General features: G+C 72.7%; 18 protein-coding genes and 1 riboswitch. Of the genes, 17 read left to right on the top strand and 1 reads right to left on the bottom strand.

From position 1 onward, the window contains the following. Positions 1-151 precede the first annotated feature (151 nt). From prfA to F593_RS27075, 7 genes are all read left to right on the top strand, one after another. Positions 152-1,204, top strand: a complete 1,053-nt coding sequence (prfA, locus tag F593_RS0120360) for a peptide chain release factor 1 (protein ID WP_022930589.1) — start codon at positions 152-154, stop codon at positions 1,202-1,204. Next, positions 1,201-2,064, top strand: a complete 864-nt coding sequence (prmC, locus tag F593_RS0120355; RefSeq protein WP_022930588.1) for a peptide chain release factor N(5)-glutamine methyltransferase — start codon at positions 1,201-1,203, stop codon at positions 2,062-2,064. The genes prfA and prmC overlap by 4 nt, the downstream gene beginning before the upstream one ends. Positions 2,065-2,086: 22 nt before the next feature. Beyond that, positions 2,087-2,764, top strand: a complete 678-nt coding sequence (locus F593_RS0120350) for a class I SAM-dependent methyltransferase (RefSeq protein ID WP_022930587.1) — start codon at positions 2,087-2,089, stop codon at positions 2,762-2,764. A 56-nt stretch (positions 2,765-2,820) separates the two neighbouring features. Next, positions 2,821-3,483 (top strand): L-threonylcarbamoyladenylate synthase, encoded by a 663-nt coding sequence (locus tag F593_RS27080; RefSeq protein ID WP_157252026.1) that lies wholly within the window; start codon positions 2,821-2,823, stop codon positions 3,481-3,483. Between the two features lie 83 nt (positions 3,484-3,566). After that, positions 3,567-4,061, top strand: coding sequence for a ribose 5-phosphate isomerase B (gene rpiB / locus F593_RS0120340; RefSeq protein ID WP_022930585.1), 495 nt, complete (start codon positions 3,567-3,569; stop codon positions 4,059-4,061). An 82-nt stretch (positions 4,062-4,143) separates the two neighbouring features. Beyond that, positions 4,144-4,226: riboswitch (ZMP/ZTP riboswitch) on the top strand. Positions 4,227-4,260: 34 nt separating this feature from the next. Then, positions 4,261-5,559: a serine hydroxymethyltransferase gene (gene glyA / locus F593_RS0120335; protein ID WP_022930584.1), complete on the top strand. Its 1,299-nt coding sequence runs from the start codon at positions 4,261-4,263 to the stop codon at positions 5,557-5,559. Between the two features lie 82 nt (positions 5,560-5,641). After that, positions 5,642-6,904: a glycosyltransferase family 4 protein gene (locus tag F593_RS27075; protein ID WP_084630243.1), complete on the top strand. Its 1,263-nt coding sequence runs from the start codon at positions 5,642-5,644 to the stop codon at positions 6,902-6,904. A 34-nt stretch (positions 6,905-6,938) separates the two neighbouring features. Here the strand turns inward: F593_RS27075 and F593_RS0120325 are convergent, their stop codons facing one another. Beyond that, complete coding sequence (locus F593_RS0120325) at positions 6,939-7,574, bottom strand: TetR/AcrR family transcriptional regulator (RefSeq protein WP_022930582.1); 636 nt, start codon at positions 7,572-7,574, stop codon at positions 6,939-6,941. A gap of 111 nt (positions 7,575-7,685) precedes the next feature. On the opposite strand from F593_RS0120325, the gene rd reads away from it, so the two are divergent. The 10 genes from rd to atpG all read left to right on the top strand — a co-directional run bounded on the left by rd (position 7,686) and on the right by atpG (position 15,510). Continuing rightward, the gene (rd, locus tag F593_RS0120320) at positions 7,686-7,850 is read left to right on the top strand and encodes a rubredoxin (protein ID WP_022930581.1); all 165 of its coding nucleotides are present in this window, start codon (positions 7,686-7,688) and stop codon (positions 7,848-7,850) included. Between the two features lie 138 nt (positions 7,851-7,988). Beyond that, a complete protein-coding gene (locus F593_RS0120315; protein ID WP_022930580.1) occupies positions 7,989-9,764 on the top strand; it encodes a potassium/proton antiporter in 1,776 nt (591 codons plus the stop codon). A 281-nt stretch (positions 9,765-10,045) separates the two neighbouring features. Beyond that, positions 10,046-10,240 (top strand): hypothetical protein, encoded by a 195-nt coding sequence (locus tag F593_RS0120310; RefSeq protein WP_022930579.1) that lies wholly within the window; start codon positions 10,046-10,048, stop codon positions 10,238-10,240. A 4-nt stretch (positions 10,241-10,244) separates the two neighbouring features. After that, positions 10,245-10,640: a hypothetical protein gene (locus F593_RS0120305; protein WP_022930578.1), complete on the top strand. Its 396-nt coding sequence runs from the start codon at positions 10,245-10,247 to the stop codon at positions 10,638-10,640. After that, on the top strand, positions 10,637-11,554 hold the full coding sequence (atpB, locus tag F593_RS0120300; protein WP_022930577.1) for a F0F1 ATP synthase subunit A: 918 nt from the start codon (positions 10,637-10,639) through the stop codon (positions 11,552-11,554). The genes F593_RS0120305 and atpB overlap by 4 nt, the downstream gene beginning before the upstream one ends. A 10-nt stretch (positions 11,555-11,564) precedes the next feature. After that, the gene (gene atpE / locus F593_RS0120295) at positions 11,565-11,846 is read left to right on the top strand and encodes an ATP synthase F0 subunit C (protein WP_022930576.1); all 282 of its coding nucleotides are present in this window, start codon (positions 11,565-11,567) and stop codon (positions 11,844-11,846) included. 4 nt (positions 11,847-11,850) lie between these two features. Continuing rightward, positions 11,851-12,450: a F0F1 ATP synthase subunit B gene (atpF, locus tag F593_RS0120290; RefSeq protein ID WP_022930575.1), complete on the top strand. Its 600-nt coding sequence runs from the start codon at positions 11,851-11,853 to the stop codon at positions 12,448-12,450. A 3-nt stretch (positions 12,451-12,453) separates the two neighbouring features. After that, on the top strand, positions 12,454-12,984 hold the full coding sequence (atpH, locus tag F593_RS0120285) for an ATP synthase F1 subunit delta (protein WP_022930574.1): 531 nt from the start codon (positions 12,454-12,456) through the stop codon (positions 12,982-12,984). A gap of 22 nt (positions 12,985-13,006) precedes the next feature. Further along, a complete protein-coding gene (gene atpA / locus F593_RS27070) occupies positions 13,007-14,563 on the top strand; it encodes a F0F1 ATP synthase subunit alpha (protein ID WP_022930573.1) in 1,557 nt (518 codons plus the stop codon). 35 nt (positions 14,564-14,598) lie between these two features. Then, positions 14,599-15,510 carry an ATP synthase F1 subunit gamma gene (gene atpG, locus F593_RS0120275; protein WP_022930572.1) on the top strand — a complete coding sequence of 304 codons (912 nt, stop codon included), beginning with the start codon at positions 14,599-14,601 and terminating at the stop codon, positions 15,508-15,510. Positions 15,511-15,520 lie beyond the last annotated feature (10 nt).

Here is a 15,520-nt window from a genome sequence, read left to right as displayed (position 1 = left end):
CGGGTCGCGTCGGACCGCGGCACGGCTCGGGGCACCCGCAGGACGTGCGGGCCCCGCCCCGAGCTTCTCGGGCCGGGTCGCGTCGGACCGCGGCAGGGCTCGGGGCACCCGCAGGGGGCCGGGCGCACGGCGAGGGGTAAGCTCGCAGGTCGTGATCGAAGCGCTGGTGGAGCAGATCGAGGCCCGGTTCGCCGAGTTGGAGAGCCAGATCGTCGACCCGGCGGTGATCGGCGACCGGCTCCGCTACGCGGAGGTCGGGCGGGAGTACCGGCGGATGGGCAAGGCCAACGCGCTCGCCGTCGAGTGGCGTCGCGCGGTCGACGATGCCGCGGGCGCCCGCGAGATGCTCGACGACGACGAGGATTCTGAGGTCCGCGAGATGCTCGAGACCGCGAAGGCGCGCATCGCGGAGCTCGAGGAAGAGATTCGCGTCTCCATGGTCGACCCCGACCCGAACGACGACAAGGACGTCATCGTCGAGATCCAGGGCGGCGCGGGCGGCGAGGAGGGCGGCCTGTTCGCGGGCGACGTCTACCGGATGCTCGTGAAGTACGCCGAGCGTCGCGGCTTCAAGACGGAGCCGCTGCAGGTCTCGGACGGCAAGTACACCTTCGCCGTGAAGGGCGACGGCGCGTTCTCCGTCTTCAAGTGGGAGGCCGGCACCCACCGCGTCCAACGCGTCCCCGCGACGGAGACCCAGGGCCGGATCCACACCTCGACCTGCACCGTCGCCGTGCTGCCCGAGGCGGAGGACGTCGACGTCCACATCGAGCAGAGCGACCTGCAGATCGACGTGTACCGCTCCTCGGGTCCCGGCGGCCAGTCCGTCAACACGACGGACTCCGCCGTGCGCATCACGCACAAGCCCTCCGGCGTCGTGGTCTCGATGCAGGACGAGAAGTCGCAGCTGCAGAACCGCGAGAAGGCGTTGCGCGTCCTGCGTGCCCGCCTCTACGAGCACGCGATCGCCGAGCAGCGCGCGGAGCAGTCCGCCGCCCGCTCCGCCCAGGTCGGCACGGGCGACCGCGCCGAGAAGATCCGCACCTACAACTTCGGCGAGGGGCGCGTGACGGACCACCGGGTCAAGGTCACCCGCTACGCGCTCGAGGCGATCCTCGAGGGCGACCTCGACGAGTTCACGAACGCGCTGCAGGCCGACGAGAAGCGTCGCCTGCTCGAGCTGCAGGCCGCGTCCGGCTCGTGACGGACGGCACCGGCGGGCCCGCCGGCGGAGTGCGGACCGTCGGGCAGGCCGTCCGGGACCTGACCGCCCGCTTCGCCTCCGCCGGCCTCGAGACGCCGCGGCTCGACGCGGAGCTGCTCGTCGCCCACGCCGCGGGGATCGACCGCGCGCGGATCTTCCTCTCGCCGGAGCGCCCGCTCGCCCCGGCCGTCGCCGCGCAGGTCGAGGCGCTCGGGCGCCGTCGCGCCGAGGACCGGGAGTCCGTCGCGCACCTCACGGGGACCCGCGGGTTCCGCCACCTCGACCTGTCCGTCGACTCGCGCGTCCTGATCCCGCGTCCGGAGACGGAGCTGCTCGTCGAGCTCGGCCTCGAGCTCCCACAGGGCGCCACGGTCGTCGACGTCGGTACCGGCAGCGGCGCGATCGCCCTGGCACTGGCGGACGAGCGGGCCGACCTGCGGGTGCACGCGACGGACGTGTCCGAGGACGCACTCGCCGTCGCGCGGGGGAACGCGGCCCGGCTGCGCTCGTCCGTGGTGTTCCACGCGGGCGACCTGCTCGCCGGCGTGCCGCCCCTGGGTCGGGACGTCGCCGTGCTGTCGAACCCGCCCTACATCCCCGAATCCGACCGGGCGTCGCTGCCGCCCGAGGTGCTCCGGCACGACCCGCACCTCGCGCTCTTCGGCGGGGACGACGGGCTCGACGTCATCCGCCGGCTGCTGCCGGACGCGCGGGCGTTCGGGGCGACGCTCGTCGGACTCGAGGTGGGGGAGGGCCAGGCCGACGCCGTCGCCGCGCTCGCCCGCCGGGCCGGGTTCGCCGCCACGGAGATCCGCGACGACCTCGCGGGCATCGGGCGCGTCGTCGTCGGCCGGTCGTGAACCCGCTGCTAGCCTCGCCGACGTGCAGCTGCCCCATCTCGTCCGCCGCGCCACCCCGTCGCGCCTGAAGCACGACGTGCGCCTGCGCGCGGCCTTCGTCGGCGGCGGCCTGATCCCGCCGCGGTCGATGCACTCCGACGCCGAGGCCGAGCTGCTTCTCCGGACCGCCGCCGGCCGTGGGACCGTCGTCGAGCTCGGCGTCTACGAGGGCGGCTCGGCCGCGCTGCTGGCGGAGCACCTCGGGGCGGGCACCGACCTGCACCTCGTCGACCCGTTCGGCGAGCACGACGCCGCGCTGCCGCCCGGCTGGGGCGCGCTCGAGCAGGCGACGAAGCGCGTCGTCGCACGCTCCGCCCGCGGCGGCACGGCCCGGGGCGGCGCACCGCGGGTCCACTGGCACGTGGCGCTGAGCCAGGACCTCGCCCGGGGCTGGAGCACGCCGATCGACTGGCTGTTCATCGACGGGGACCACTCCGCCGAGGGCTGCCGCCGCGACTGGGACGGCTTCCACCGGCACGTGGCCCCCGACGGCGTCGTCCTCTTCCACGACTCGCGCATGGACCTGCCGCACGGCCGTGGGCTCCCGGGTCCCACGTCCGTCGTCGCCGAGCTCTTCCGGGGTCCGAGCCCCCTGCCGGGCTGGCGGATCCTGGAGGAGGTCGACCGCACGACGGTGGTCGGCCGGGTCGCCGGCGCGTGACGGACGCCGTGGCGCCCGACGGTCCCGGGCGGGAGACGCCCCCCGACGGCGACGCCGTGCCTGACGGCCCGCCGGTGGACGGCGACGCCGTGCTGCCGCTCGAGCCGGCGGCGGTCGCCGAGCTGACCGGCGTGACGGCGCGGGGCGGCGTCGCGCTGTTCCCGGCGGAGGGGGTCTACGGCCTCGCGGCCGACCCCGGGCACCCCGGGGCGGTCGAGCGGGTCGCGCGGCTGAAGGGCCGCGACCCCGCCAAGCCCTCGTCCGTCCTCTTCTGGCGCCTCGCCGACGCCCTGGCGGCGGTCGACGGCGCTGGCGACCGCGTGCTGGCGGCGATGGCCGCCCTGCTGCCCGGACCGGTCGGCGTGCTCGTGCCCAACCCGGCGGGACGGTTCGCCGTCGCCACCGGCCCCGACACGACGACCCTGGGGGTGCGGGTGCCCCGGCTCCCCGCGCCGGTCGACGCGCCGCCCGTGGTCCAGACGAGCGCCAACCGCGCGGGCGGCCCGGACCCGGCGACCGTCGACGCGGTCCCGCGCCCCATCCGCCGCGCCTGCGACCTCGTGCTCGACCGGGGCGCGCGGCCCGGCACGCCGTCGACGATCGTCGACCTGCGCGGCCTCGCGGAGCCGGCGGGCTCGTGGCGGCTCGTCCGCGCGGGCGCGCTGCCGACGGACGCCGTCGACGCCGCGCTGGGCGACCTCGGCCCGCGCGCCGACTGACGCCCCGCCGGGCGCCGCTCACGGGCGCCGCCGCCCGCGGCCGGGCCGCGCGGGCGGCCCCGGCCGGGACTACGATGGGCCGCATGCGGATCGCCGTCGCCTCCGACCACGCCGGATACGCCCTCAAGGAGGGGGTCAAGGCCGCGCTGCTGGCCGACGGGCACGACGTCGTCGACGCGGGCACGACCTCCGACGCGTCCACGGACTACCCCGAGTACGCGGCCCGCGCGGCCCGGATGGTCTCCGAGGGCGACGCCGAGCGCGGCGTCCTCGTGTGCGGGTCGGGCAACGGCGTGACGATCACGGCGAACAAGATCGCGGGCATCCGCGCGGTCAACGCGCACGACGCCGACGAGGCCGCGATGGCCCGGAAGCACAACGGCATCAACGTCCTCGGGCTCTCCCAGGCGCGCCTGAGCGCCGACGCCGCCGCGCCCATCGTCGCGGCGTTCCTCACGACGGCGTTCGAGGGCGGCCGCCACGAGCGCCGCATCCTCGAGATCGCGGACGTCGAGGGCGGGGGAGACGGCACAGCGCCGGTCTCGGCGGACATCCCCCCGGGGCAGCCGACGCACTGAGGCCGGCGCCCGGCGCGCGCGCGGGGCCGCCCGGGCGCCCGGCCCGCCGCGGGGGCCGGACGCCCGGTCGGGCCGCTACGCTTGGGCTCGTCGCGACTGGCGCCTTGGGTGGAACGGACCACCGGGAAGCGACGCACCGCACCGCCGCGCGCCTGGGCATCCACCGCCGCTGTCCCCGCACCGTTCCCGAGGAGCCCCTGTGTCCGCCCTGCCCCCCGACTTCTTCAACGCCCCGCTCGCGGAGGTCGATCCCGAGGTCGCCGCCGCGATGGCCTCCGAGCTCAAGCGCCAGCAGGACACGCTGGAGATGATCGCCTCGGAGAACTTCGTCCCGCAGTCCGTGCTCGAGGCGCAGGGCTCCGTGCTGACGAACAAGTACGCCGAGGGCTACCCCGGTCGTCGGTACTACGGCGGCTGCGAGTTCGTCGACATCGTCGAGCAGCTCGCGATCGACCGCGCGAAGGAGCTCTTCGGCGCGGAGCACGCCAACGTGCAGCCGCACTCCGGCGCGCAGGCCAACAACGCCGTCTACCACGCGCTCCTGCAGCCCGGCGACCGCGTCATGGGCCTCTCCCTCGCCCACGGCGGCCACCTGAGCCACGGGATGAAGCTCAACGTCTCGGGCCGCCTGTACGACATCGTCGCCTACGAGGTCGACCGCGAGACCTCGCAGCTGGACATGGACGAGGTCGCGCGGATCGCCCGCGAGACGAAGCCGAAGATGATCATCGCCGGCTGGTCCGCCTACCCGCGGCAGATGGACTTCGCCCGCTTCCGCGAGATCGCCGACGAGGTCGGCGCGTACCTGTGGGTCGACATGGCGCACTTCGCCGGGCTCGTCGCCGCCGGGCTGCACCCCAACCCGGTGCCGCACGCCGACGTCGTCACGACGACGGTCCACAAGACGCTGGGCGGCCCGCGCTCGGGCATCATCCTCTGCCGCGCGGAGCACCAGAAGAAGATCGACCAGGCCGTCTTCCCGGGCCAGCAGGGCGGGCCCCTCGAGCACGTCATCGCCGCGAAGGCCGTCGCGCTGAAGATCGCGGCCTCCGAGGAGTTCGTCGAGCGCCAGCGCCGCACGATCGACGGCGCCCGCGTGCTCGCCGAGGAGCTGCTGCGCGAGGACGAGGCGTCCGCGCCGAGCGGCCTGAAGGTCCTCACGGGCGGCACCGACGTGCACCTCGTGCTCGTCGACCTGCGCGACACGGAGCTGACCGGCCAGGACGCCGAGGACCGCCTGCACGAGGTCGGCATCACGGTCAACCGCAACGCCGTGCCGTTCGACCCGCGCCCGCCGATGGTCACGAGCGGCCTGCGCGTCGGCACCTCCGCGCTGGCGACCCGCGGCCTGACGGTCGACGACTTCCGCGAGGTCGGCCGCGTCATCCGCGCGGCCGTGAGCACGGACGACGCCGGCTTCGCCGCGGCGAAGGGCGACCTCGCCGCCCGCGTGTCCGCGGTCGCGGCGCGCCACCCGCTCTACACCCACCTGGGGTGAGCACCCCGCCCGCACGGCCCGCGGCGGCGCCCCGCGCCCCCGCACGGGCCGTGCGTGCAGGGCGCTCTAGGATGCGACGGGCATGAGCTGGACTTGGCGCGACCCGGTGGTGGGCCTGCTGATCGCCTTCGCGGTCAGCGCGCTCCTCACCCCGCTGGTCGGCCGGCTCGCCACCCTGCTCGGGGCCGTCGACCGCCCACGGGGCCGTGGACTCGCGGCCGGCGGCACGCCCCTCTCCGGCGGCCTGGCCATCCTGGTCGGCGTCGGCGTCGCCCTGCTGCTCGTGCCCCTGCCCGAGACGTGGATCGAGCGGACGGACCGCTTTCAGGCGATCATGCTCGGCGCGATCCTGATCGCGACGGTGGGGGCGGTGGACGACCGCTTCGACCTCCCGTGGTTCGTCAAGCTGGCCGGCCAGGTCGCTGCGGCGTGGATCCCGGTCTCGCAGGGGGTGACGGTCGAGAACATCACCCTCCCGTACATCGAGGCGGTGCGCTTCGGCTCGACGGTCTCGCAGGGCCTCACGCTCCTCGGCTTCGTCGCGCTCATGAACGTCGTGAACTTCTCGGACGGCATCGACGGGCTCGCGGCGGGCGTCAGCGCCATCGCGGCGGTCGCCATGGGCGTCGTCGCCTGGGACCTCAGCGCCGCGAACTACGGCCACGCGTCCCTCCTGGCCGCGGCGACCGCCGGCGCCGCGCTGGGCTTCCTCGTCCACAACTTCCACCCCGCCCGGATCTTCATGGGTGACGCGGGTGCGCTCCTGCTCGGCTACCTCCTGGCGGTGATCGCCGTGGAGGGGTCCGTGAAGACCAACGCCGTCCTCGCGCTCGTGATCCCGTTCTTCGTGCTCGCGCTGCCCATGCTCGACACGACGTTCGTGGTCCTCAAGCGGCTGAAGGCCGGCGTGCCCGTCTACAGCGCGGACCAGAACCACTTCCACCATCGCCTGACGCGCATCGGGTTCAGTCCCCGCCGGACCGTGCTCTACCTCTACGCCTGGGCCGGCTCCCTGGCCCTGCTGGCGATCGCCCTGCGGTTCGTGCCCTACACGGACGACCGCAACCACTTCGACACGGTCTGGACGGCGGTCATGGCCGTCATCACCCTCGCCGTGCTGAGCGTCAGCGTCTATCTCGTCCTCGTGCTCGAGATCCTCAAGCTGCGCCGCCTCGACGCGCTGCGGATGCGCCGGGTGCGTCCGGGCATCACCGAGGCCGAGATCGACGAGCACGTCGAGCACACGCTGGAGACGCGGGAGTTCGACGCGATCACCGGGGAGCACGAGGCGTTCGCCACCAGCGCGACGGGCGACCACGACGCCCTGGGGGGGCCGGACCGCTAGGCGCGGCGACGGGGCAGACCCGTCGCCCGAGGCGTCAGCCGAGCAGCACGCCCGGGTCCGGGCGCCCGTAGATCGCCCGCAGCCACATGGCGGACACCGCCTCGACCAGCTCCGTGGGCGAGAAGACCTCGCCCTGCACGAACTGCTGGTACAGCGCGCGCTCGACGCCCCACACGAGCGCGAACGCCGTGGGGCCCGCGGGGAAGTCGGGGGCGTTGCCGGCCGCCTGTTCGGCGACGATCCGCTGCTCCGTTGCGTCGACGAAGCGGCCGATGAGCCCCCGCCAGTGGTCGGCGACGTCGCGCTCGTACGTGCCGACCTCGACGATCGCGCGCAGCAGCGGACCGTGCCTCGCGAACAGCGCCGAGACGTTCTCGATCGAGGTGCGCAGCGCGTCCTCGCGGATGCCCTGGCCCGACCACCACACGTCGGCGGCGGCGTAGAGCTGGTCGGCGACCGTGACCGTCAGGCGCTCGAGCACCTCGCGCTTGTCCCGGAAGTAGAAGTAGAACGCGGTGCGCGAGATGCCGGCGCGCTTCGCGATCCGCTCGACGTTGAGGTCCGCGTAGGTCTGCCCCTCCGTCAGCAGCTCCTCCATCGCCCGGAGCACGTCGGCCTGGATCTGCTCCCGCTTGCTCGTCGTGTCGGTCCTGCGCGGGGTCGGGGCCACCCGTCGAGCGTAGCGGCGGCGGGCACGGGGGAGACCGTCCGCGGCCGGAGCGCCGCGGGCGGCGCGGGGTGGCACGGTGGGTATCGCCGCTCACCCGCTATACCTCCGCGGGTGCAGCAATGGATCTGTGAGCCGTGCGGCTTCATCTACGACCCCGCGGAGGGCGACCCGGACGGCGGCATCCCGCCCGGAACGCGCTTCGAGGACATCCCCGACGACTGGTCCTGCCCCGTCTGCGGCGCCGAGAAGAGCGAGTTCGTCCTCCTCGAGGACTGAGCTCCACGCCCGGCGCTCCCGCGCCGCGCGCAGCCCGCGGAGCACGGCCGCCGTTCGCCCCAGGGGCGGGGGCCGGGGGTCCGGCCCTAGCCCGGCGGGCACCCGGCGGCACCCGCGGCCTGCACTAGGATCGAAGGGGTGCTCGAAGAGGTCCTGCTGCTCGCCGGTCTGCTGCTGGTGGCCGGCCTGGGCGCCTCGCTCTTCGCGGGCCGACTACGGGTCCCGGCGCTCGTCGTCTTCCTGCTGCTCGGGATGCTGGCGGGTCCGGACGGCGTCGGGATCGTCGAGGACCTCGACGCCGAGCTGATCCGCGACGTCGGCTACGTCGCCCTCGTCCTCATCCTCTTCGAGGGCGGGCTGGCCTCCGGCGTCCGCGAGATCCGTCCCGTCATCGCCCCGGCGGCCGCCCTGGCCACCCTGGGCGTGCTCATCACCACGACGGTGGTCGGCACGGTCGCGTACCTCACGCTCGACCTGAGCTTCGAGCAGGGGCTCCTGCTCGGGGCGATCGTCGCCTCCACGGACGGTGCCGCGATCTTCGCGCTGCTCCGCGGCTCCACGCTGCGCAAGCGGCTGGCGCGCACGCTCGAGGGCGAGGCGGGGATGAACGACCCGGTGACCGCGCTCCTGGTGATCGGACTCGTCGAGCTGATCCAGGACGAGGGCTCCGTCCTGTCGATCTTCACCCACATGGCGCAGGAGCTCGCGGTCGACGCCGTGGTCGGCGTCGTCATCGGCCTGCTCGCGGTGCAGGCGTTCCGCCGGGCGCGGCTGGCGAGCGAGGGGCTGTACCCCGTCGCGTCGCTGGCCACCGCGATCCTCGCCTTCTCCGCCGCGGCGACGCTGCACGGCTCCGGGCTGCTGGCCGCCTACCTCGCGGGCCTCGTGCTCGGCACGTACCCCATCCGCGGCAAGCGGTCGATCCTGGCGTTCCACGACGGCATCGCGTGGGTCGCCCAGCTGGGGATGTTCCTCTCGCTCGGGCTCCTGGTGTCGCCGGACGGCCTGGTGGACGTCTGGGCGCCGGCGCTGGTGATCACCGCCGCCCTGCTCTTCCTCGGCCGGCCCATCGCCGTCTTCACGCTCCTGGCGCCGCAGGGCTTCACCGCCCGGGAGCAGATCGCCGTCTCCTGGGCCGGTCTGCGCGGTGCGGTCCCGATCGTGTTCGCCACGTTCCCCGTCATCGCCGGGGTGCCGGGGTCGGGGGAGCTCCTGTCGATCGTCTTCTTCGTGGTCCTGCTCACGACGGTGGTCCAGGGCGTCTCCTTCGAGGGCCTCGCGCAGCGCCTCGGCGTCACGACGACCCAGCCGGCGATCGACCGCCCGCTCGTCGAGGTCATGGCCGTGCGGCAGCTGGGGGCGGAGGTCGTCGAGGTCCGCGTCCGGCCCGGCGACGCCATGGTCGGCGCGCGCGTCAAGGACCTCGGGCTGCCGCGGGCGGCGCTCGTCAACGTGCTCGTGCGCGGCGACGAGGCGCTCCTGCCCCGCGGCTCGACGATGCTCGAGGTGGAGGACCGGCTCCACGTGCTCCTGCGGCGTGAGGTGGCCGGCGAGATGCCGGCGCTCCTGCAGCGGTGGCGCGAGGGCCCGGTGGGGCCACCGGTGCGCCCGGCGCGGCGGCACGTGGCGATCGCCCCGATCTTCCGGACGGGCCCGTGGGACGCGCGCGACGGCGATCCGGCCGCGCCGCCCACGATCGGTGGCGTGGAGACGGTGGAGCAGCTCCGGCTCCGCCGCGACGCGCCGGGTGCGCTCGTCGTGCTCGCCGACGGCCGCTACGCCGTCTCCGGCACGCTGATGATCGTGGGCTCCCGCCGCGCGGTGCAGCGTCAGGCCCGACGGCGCCTGCAGTCGGCCGGGGGCGACGCCGAGGCGAGCTGGTGGCAGGAGGTCATCGGGGCGTGCGCTGCGTGACGCCGCTCCGGCCGAATGCCAACGCGCCACGTTCGTGACAACGCGCACGAAGCCTCCGCCGCATCGGCACGAGCCCTGGTGCAGGCTGGTGCGAGCGTGCGCATCGCCCGTAGCCATCGGGGATCCCGCGTCCTGAGGGACGTGGCACGCTGCCGCTGCATCGGCTAGTCTGCGCACCTCGCCGGGTTCGGCCGGGGCGCTACGCCCCGTCCGACGCGATTCGCACGAATCCCCGGCGCTCCGATCGATGCTTCCGCACGACCGCCGCCCCACGACTGACCATGCCCTCGCCTCCTCCAGCCGGAACCGGTCTCGGAGCGGGAGCACTGCTCATCGCCACCATCCTGCTGCTCGCCGCGGTGGGCTTCGGCGTGGGCACCTTGCTGGACCTGGCGCTGCCGCTGGCCATGGCCGGTGCGGCCGTCGGGTTCGTACTCGGCATGGTGCTCGTGTACTTGAGCTTCCGGGACCGGTGAGCGCGTGAAGCTCGCCCGCTCCCTGGACCTGATCGTCCTGGCCCTCGCGCTCGTCGTCTTCGTCGCGGCCGGCCTGCCCATCCTCGCCTGGGTCGCCATCGCGGTGGCCTGGATCGCCCAGCGCGTCGTGAACCAGATCCTGGTCGCCCGCGCCGAGGCGGAGGGCAAGGACGCCGCTCGCGCCCTCAACTTCGTCGCCGTCGGCGTCGTCAGCCGTGCCTGGATCCCGGGCATCGCGGCGCTCGTCGTAGGTCTCCTGACCGACCGGGAGACGGGCTTCGCCGCCGTCGTCCTCGCGGTCGTCGTGTTCACCGTCCACTTCGTCACCAACCTGGTGCTCCACGCCGATCACGGCGGGCGCCCGGTCCCGGTCCAGCACCCCTCGGAGGGGCAATCGTGAAGCTGCGCCACCGCGCCCTGATGGCCGCAACCCCGTTCGTCGGACTCCTAGCCGCCCCGGGCCTCGCCTCGGCGGCAGAGGAGTTCAAGCCGGACGAGGAGTTCGACATCAGCGAGCCCCTCATCGGGCCGCACCTCGAGCTGTTCGGCATCGACTTCTCGCTGAACAAGGCCGTCCTCTACGTCATCCTCGCCGGCATCCTCACGGTGCTCACGCTCGTGCTGATCGCCCGTCGGATGCAGGCCCGGCCGAACGGCCGCGCGCAGACCGTCGTGGAGTGGGCCTTCGAGTTCGTCGATTCGACGATCGTGAAGGACAACATCGACGACCGGAAGACCGCGCGCTTCTGGTTCCCCTTCATCGCGACGCTCTTCTTCTTCATCTGGATCTCGAACATCATCGGGTACGTCCCGCTGCCGACGAACACGCACCACACGTTCAACGTGCTCGGCGCGGACATCCCGAGCTTCGCCCTGTACGCGGCCACCGCGAACATCTCGATGCCGTTGATCCTCGCCCTCGTGGTGTGGGTCTCCTACAACGTCGTCGGCATCCGGCGCAAGGGCCTCGTCGGCTACGTCAAGGGCCTCGTCCCCAGCGGCCTGCCCTGGTGGATCCTCCCGCTGATGTACCCGATCGAGATCCTGTCCCACTTCGTCCGGTTGATCTCGCTCTCGCTGCGTCTCTACGCGAACATCCTGGCGGGTCACCTCCTGATCCTGTTCATGGGCGGCGGTCTCGTCGTCCTCCTGCAGCCGGGCCTCGTCGGCGCCGGGATCCTGGGCATCGCCACCGCGGCGGTGGGCATCGTCTTCTTCCTCTTCGAACTGACCCTGGTGGCAGTCCTCCAGGCGTTCATCTTCAGCACCCTCACTGCCATCTACATCGGCGGCGCCGTCGCCGAGGAGCACTAAAGGAGCCACCGTGGACCTCTCCATCATCAGCACGCTCGCCCAGGCCGGCGGCGACCCCGCCGCCTACGCCGAGACCGCCGGCCGCGCCATCGGTCTTGGCCTCGGCACCGGCCTCGCCGCGCTCGGCACCGGTATCGGCGTCGGCTTCATCTTCGGCAAGACGATCGAGGCCATCTCGCGTCAGCCCGACCTCGCCGGCGACCTGCAGGGCCGGATGTTCCTCGGCTTCGCCCTGACCGAGGCGACCGTGTTCTACGGCTTCGTCGCCGGCCTCATCGCGTTCTTCGTCTGATCCCATGCTGGCGACGCTGACCACAACCGTCGGGACGATCGTCCTGGGGGCGACCGAGGCCGGTGCCGAGTCCGGCAGCGAAGAGCTGAACCCGCTCGTCAAGCCCTCCCCGGGCCTGATGATCTGGGTGTTGCTGGTCTTCGTCGTCTCCCTGCTCGTCCTGAAGAAGTACGCCTGGCCGCAGATCACCGCGGTGATCGACAAGCGCCAGCGGGCCATCGAGGAGCGCATCGAGGCCTCCGAGAAGGCCCAGGCCGAGGCCCAGGCCCTGGCCGACGAGTACCGCGAGCAGCTGACCGCCGCCCGCGCCGAGAGCGAAGAGATCGTCAACCGTGCTCGCCGTTCCGGCGAGCAGGTCGAGCGTGAGGCGGTCGAGCAGGGTCGCAAGACCCGCGAGGACCTCCTCGAGCAGGCCCGTCGCGACATCGAGGCGGAGACGCGTCGTGCCGTGGACGAGCTGCGCAACGAGGTGGCCGCCCTCACCGTCGAGGCGACGGCGAAGGTCACCCGCAAGTCGCTGACCGCCGACGACCAGCAGCGCCTGCTGGACGAGGCGCTGGGCGAGATCGACTTCTCCAAGCTGTCCGGTCAGGGCAGCCGGTAGCCCATGGACGACATCGCTCACGTCTACGCTCGTTCGCTGTTCGAGGTGGCCCGGGACCAGGGCACCCTCGACGCGGTCGCCGAGCAGCTGGGGCAGGTCGACGACGCCTTCGCGGAGTCGAACGACCTGCGCCTGTTCTTCTACTCGCCGTACTTCTCGTCCGGCGAGAAGCGGGACGCCCTGTCGCGCCTCGTGGTGGACGGCGAGCCCGCTCTGACGAACCTCCTCGACCTCCTGGTCGAGAACCATCGCCTGCCGGTGCTGCCGCGACTGCGGCGCGCCTTCGACGACCTCTGGCGTGAGGAGCGCAAGCTCCTCGCCGTCACGATCACCAGCGCGGTCCCGCTGGACGAGCAGGCCGCACAACGCATCGGTGACGAGATCGGTCGCCGCACGGGTCGACAGGTCGAGCTCACGAGCTCGGTCGACCCCGAGCTGATCGGCGGCCTCACGCTCCGCGTGGGGAACCAGATCCTCGACGCATCCATCCGTAACCGCCTCGAGTCGCTCCGTCGCCAAGTCGCGGCCGGCTGACCCTCCTTCAAGGATCAACTCCATGCAGATCAAGCCCGACGAGATCACCAGCATCCTCAAGAGCCGCATCGAGGGTCTCGATGCCGGCGCCTCCGAGCTCACCGAGGTCGGCACCGTCCTCTCCGTGGCGGACGGCATCGCCCGTATTCACGGCCTCGACAACGCGGTCTCGCTCGAGCGCCTCGAGCTGCCGCACGGCGTCACCGGCCTGGCCCTGAACCTCGACTCCGACAACGTCGGCGCCGTGCTGTTCGGCGACTGGCAGAAGGTCGCCGAGGGCGACACCGTCAAGCGCACGGGTGAGCTCCTCGAGATCCCGGTCGGCGAGGGGCTCCTGGGCCGCATCGTCTCGCCGCTCGGCGTGCCGCTCGACGGCAAGGGCCCGATCGGGACGACCGAGGTCCGCCCGCTCGAGTTCAAGGCCCCGGGCATCATCGCCCGCAAGCCCGTCGGCGAGCCGCTCCAGACCGGCATCAAGGCGATCGACGCCATGATCCCGATCGGCCGCGGCCAGCGCGAGCTCATCATCGGCGACCGCCAGACCGGCAAGACGTCGATCGCGATCGACACGATCATCAACAACAAGGACTCGGGAGTCATCTCGGTCTACGTCGCGATCGGCCAGCGCATGGCCACCGTCGTGGCGCTCGCCCAGACGCTCGCCGAGGCCGGCGCCCTGGAGTCGACGATCATCGTCGCCGCGTCCGCCGACGAGGCCGCCCCGATCAAGTACATCGCCCCGTACGCCGGTGCCGCGATGGCCGAGCACTTCCTCTACCAGGGTGGTCACACCCTGGTCGTGTACGACGACCTGACGAAGCACGCGTTCGCGTACCGCCAGATGTCGCTGCTGCTCCGCCGCCCGCCGGGCCGTGAGGCGTACCCGGGCGACGTGTTCTACCTGCACTCGCGCCTGCTCGAGCGCGCCGTCAAGCTGTCCGACGCCCTGGGCGGCGGCTCCATGACCGCGCTGCCGATCATCGAGACGCAGGCCGGCGACGTGTCGGCCTACATCCCGACGAACGTCATCTCGATCACGGACGGCCAGATCTTCCTCGAGCCGAAGCTGTTCTACTCGGGCGTCCGCCCGGCGATCAACGTCGGCATCTCGGTCTCCCGCGTCGGCTCCTCGGCGCAGACGAAGCCGATGAAGAAGGTCCAGGGCGGTCTGAAGCTGGCCCTCTCGCAGTACCGCGACCTCGAGGCCTTCGCGCAGTTCGGCTCGGACCTCGACGCCGACACCCGCAAGACCCTCGACCGCGGTGCGCGTCTCGTGAAGACGCTGAACCAGGGCGAGCGCTCCCCGATCCCCGTCGAGGACCAGGTCATCCAGATCTACGCCGCGACGAACGGCTACCTCGACCGCGTCTCCGTCGACCGCGCCGAGGAGTACCTCTCGCGGCTGATCGAGAACGCGCGCTCCGAGATCACCGGGACCCGCGAGAAGATCGCCTCGGGCGATTGGTCCGACGAGACGGTGGGCGAGGTCAAGACCTTCGTGGACAACTTCACGAAGAACGACTTCGGCTACGACCTCGACGAGGACGGCGAGCCCATCGAGCAGGGCGCCGCGGTCTGATGGCCTCCGTCCTCCGAAACCCCGGGAGCTGAGCCATGGCGCAGAGCGACGTCAAGGCCCGCATCGGGTCGGTCCAGAACATCCGCAAGATCACGCGGGCCATGGAGATGGTCTCGGCGTCGCGCCTGCGCAAGGCCGAGCAGCGTGCGTCGTCGCTGCGTCCCTACGCGGACGCGGTCCGTCGCATGACGAGCCAGGCCGCCGCGGCGGCCGGCTCCGGCGAGCTGCAGTCGCAGCCCGTCCTGCAGACGCACGAGCAGGAGAAGGTCGTCGGCCTCGTGCTGATCACCGCCGACCGTGGCCTGGCCGGCGCGTTCAACTCGCAGATCCTGCGCGCCGGGCTGACCCGCGCGCAGGAGCTCGAGGCGTCCGGCGAGGAGGTCCGCTACTACGTGACGGGCCGCCGCGGCGAGTCCGCCCTGAACTTCCGCAACAAGCCGATCGACGGCGCGTACACGGGGTTCACGGACGCACCGAACGCGTCCCACGCCCATCGCGTGGCCGAGGATCTGGTCGCGGCCTACGTCGACCAGAAGCTCGACCGCGTCGAGGTCATCTACAACGGCTACGTCTCGCCGCTGGTCCAGGAGGTCCGCCGCGAGACGCTGCTGCCCCTGGCCGCCGCGAACATCGTCGACGACAGCGGCGAGCACGACATCGCGCCGGCCGAGGAGTCCGACGGCCCGAAGGCGCTCGTCGAGTACGAGCCCGACCCGGCCGAGATCCTCGCGGAGCTCGTCCCCGAGTTCGTCGAGATCTCGCTCCTGCGCGCGATGCTCGAGTCCGCCGCGTCCGAGCACGGCGCGCGCATGACCGCCATGAGCAGCGCCTCGGACAACGCGGCCGACGTCATCGAGACGCTCACGCTCGCGATGAACCGCGCGCGTCAGGCGGACATCACGCAGGAAATCATGGAAGTCGTCGCGGGCGCGGAGGCACTGAACTGATGCCCGGCAC

Origin of the sequence: Patulibacter americanus DSM 16676 (genome assembly GCF_000420025.1) — a bacterium.
In the GTDB taxonomy this organism is placed as follows: domain Bacteria; phylum Actinomycetota; class Thermoleophilia; order Solirubrobacterales; family Solirubrobacteraceae; genus Patulibacter; species Patulibacter americanus.
This window is presented reverse-complemented; position numbering and strand designations above follow the sequence as displayed.

Excerpts from the sequence above, each read along its gene's own strand:
- atpH (WP_022930574.1), top strand. The coding sequence starts at position 12,454 with ATGGACGACATCGCTCACGTCTACGCTCGTTCGCTGTTCGAGGTGGCC.
- atpF (WP_022930575.1), top strand. The coding sequence starts at position 11,851 with ATGCTGGCGACGCTGACCACAACCGTCGGGACGATCGTCCTGGGGGCG.
- rpiB (WP_022930585.1), top strand. The coding sequence starts at position 3,567 with ATGCGGATCGCCGTCGCCTCCGACCACGCCGGATACGCCCTCAAGGAG.
- F593_RS0120310 (WP_022930579.1), top strand. The coding sequence starts at position 10,046 with ATGCCCTCGCCTCCTCCAGCCGGAACCGGTCTCGGAGCGGGAGCACTG.
- atpA (WP_022930573.1), top strand. The coding sequence starts at position 13,007 with ATGCAGATCAAGCCCGACGAGATCACCAGCATCCTCAAGAGCCGCATC.
- F593_RS27075 (WP_084630243.1), top strand. The coding sequence starts at position 5,642 with ATGAGCTGGACTTGGCGCGACCCGGTGGTGGGCCTGCTGATCGCCTTC.
- atpG (WP_022930572.1), top strand. The coding sequence starts at position 14,599 with ATGGCGCAGAGCGACGTCAAGGCCCGCATCGGGTCGGTCCAGAACATC.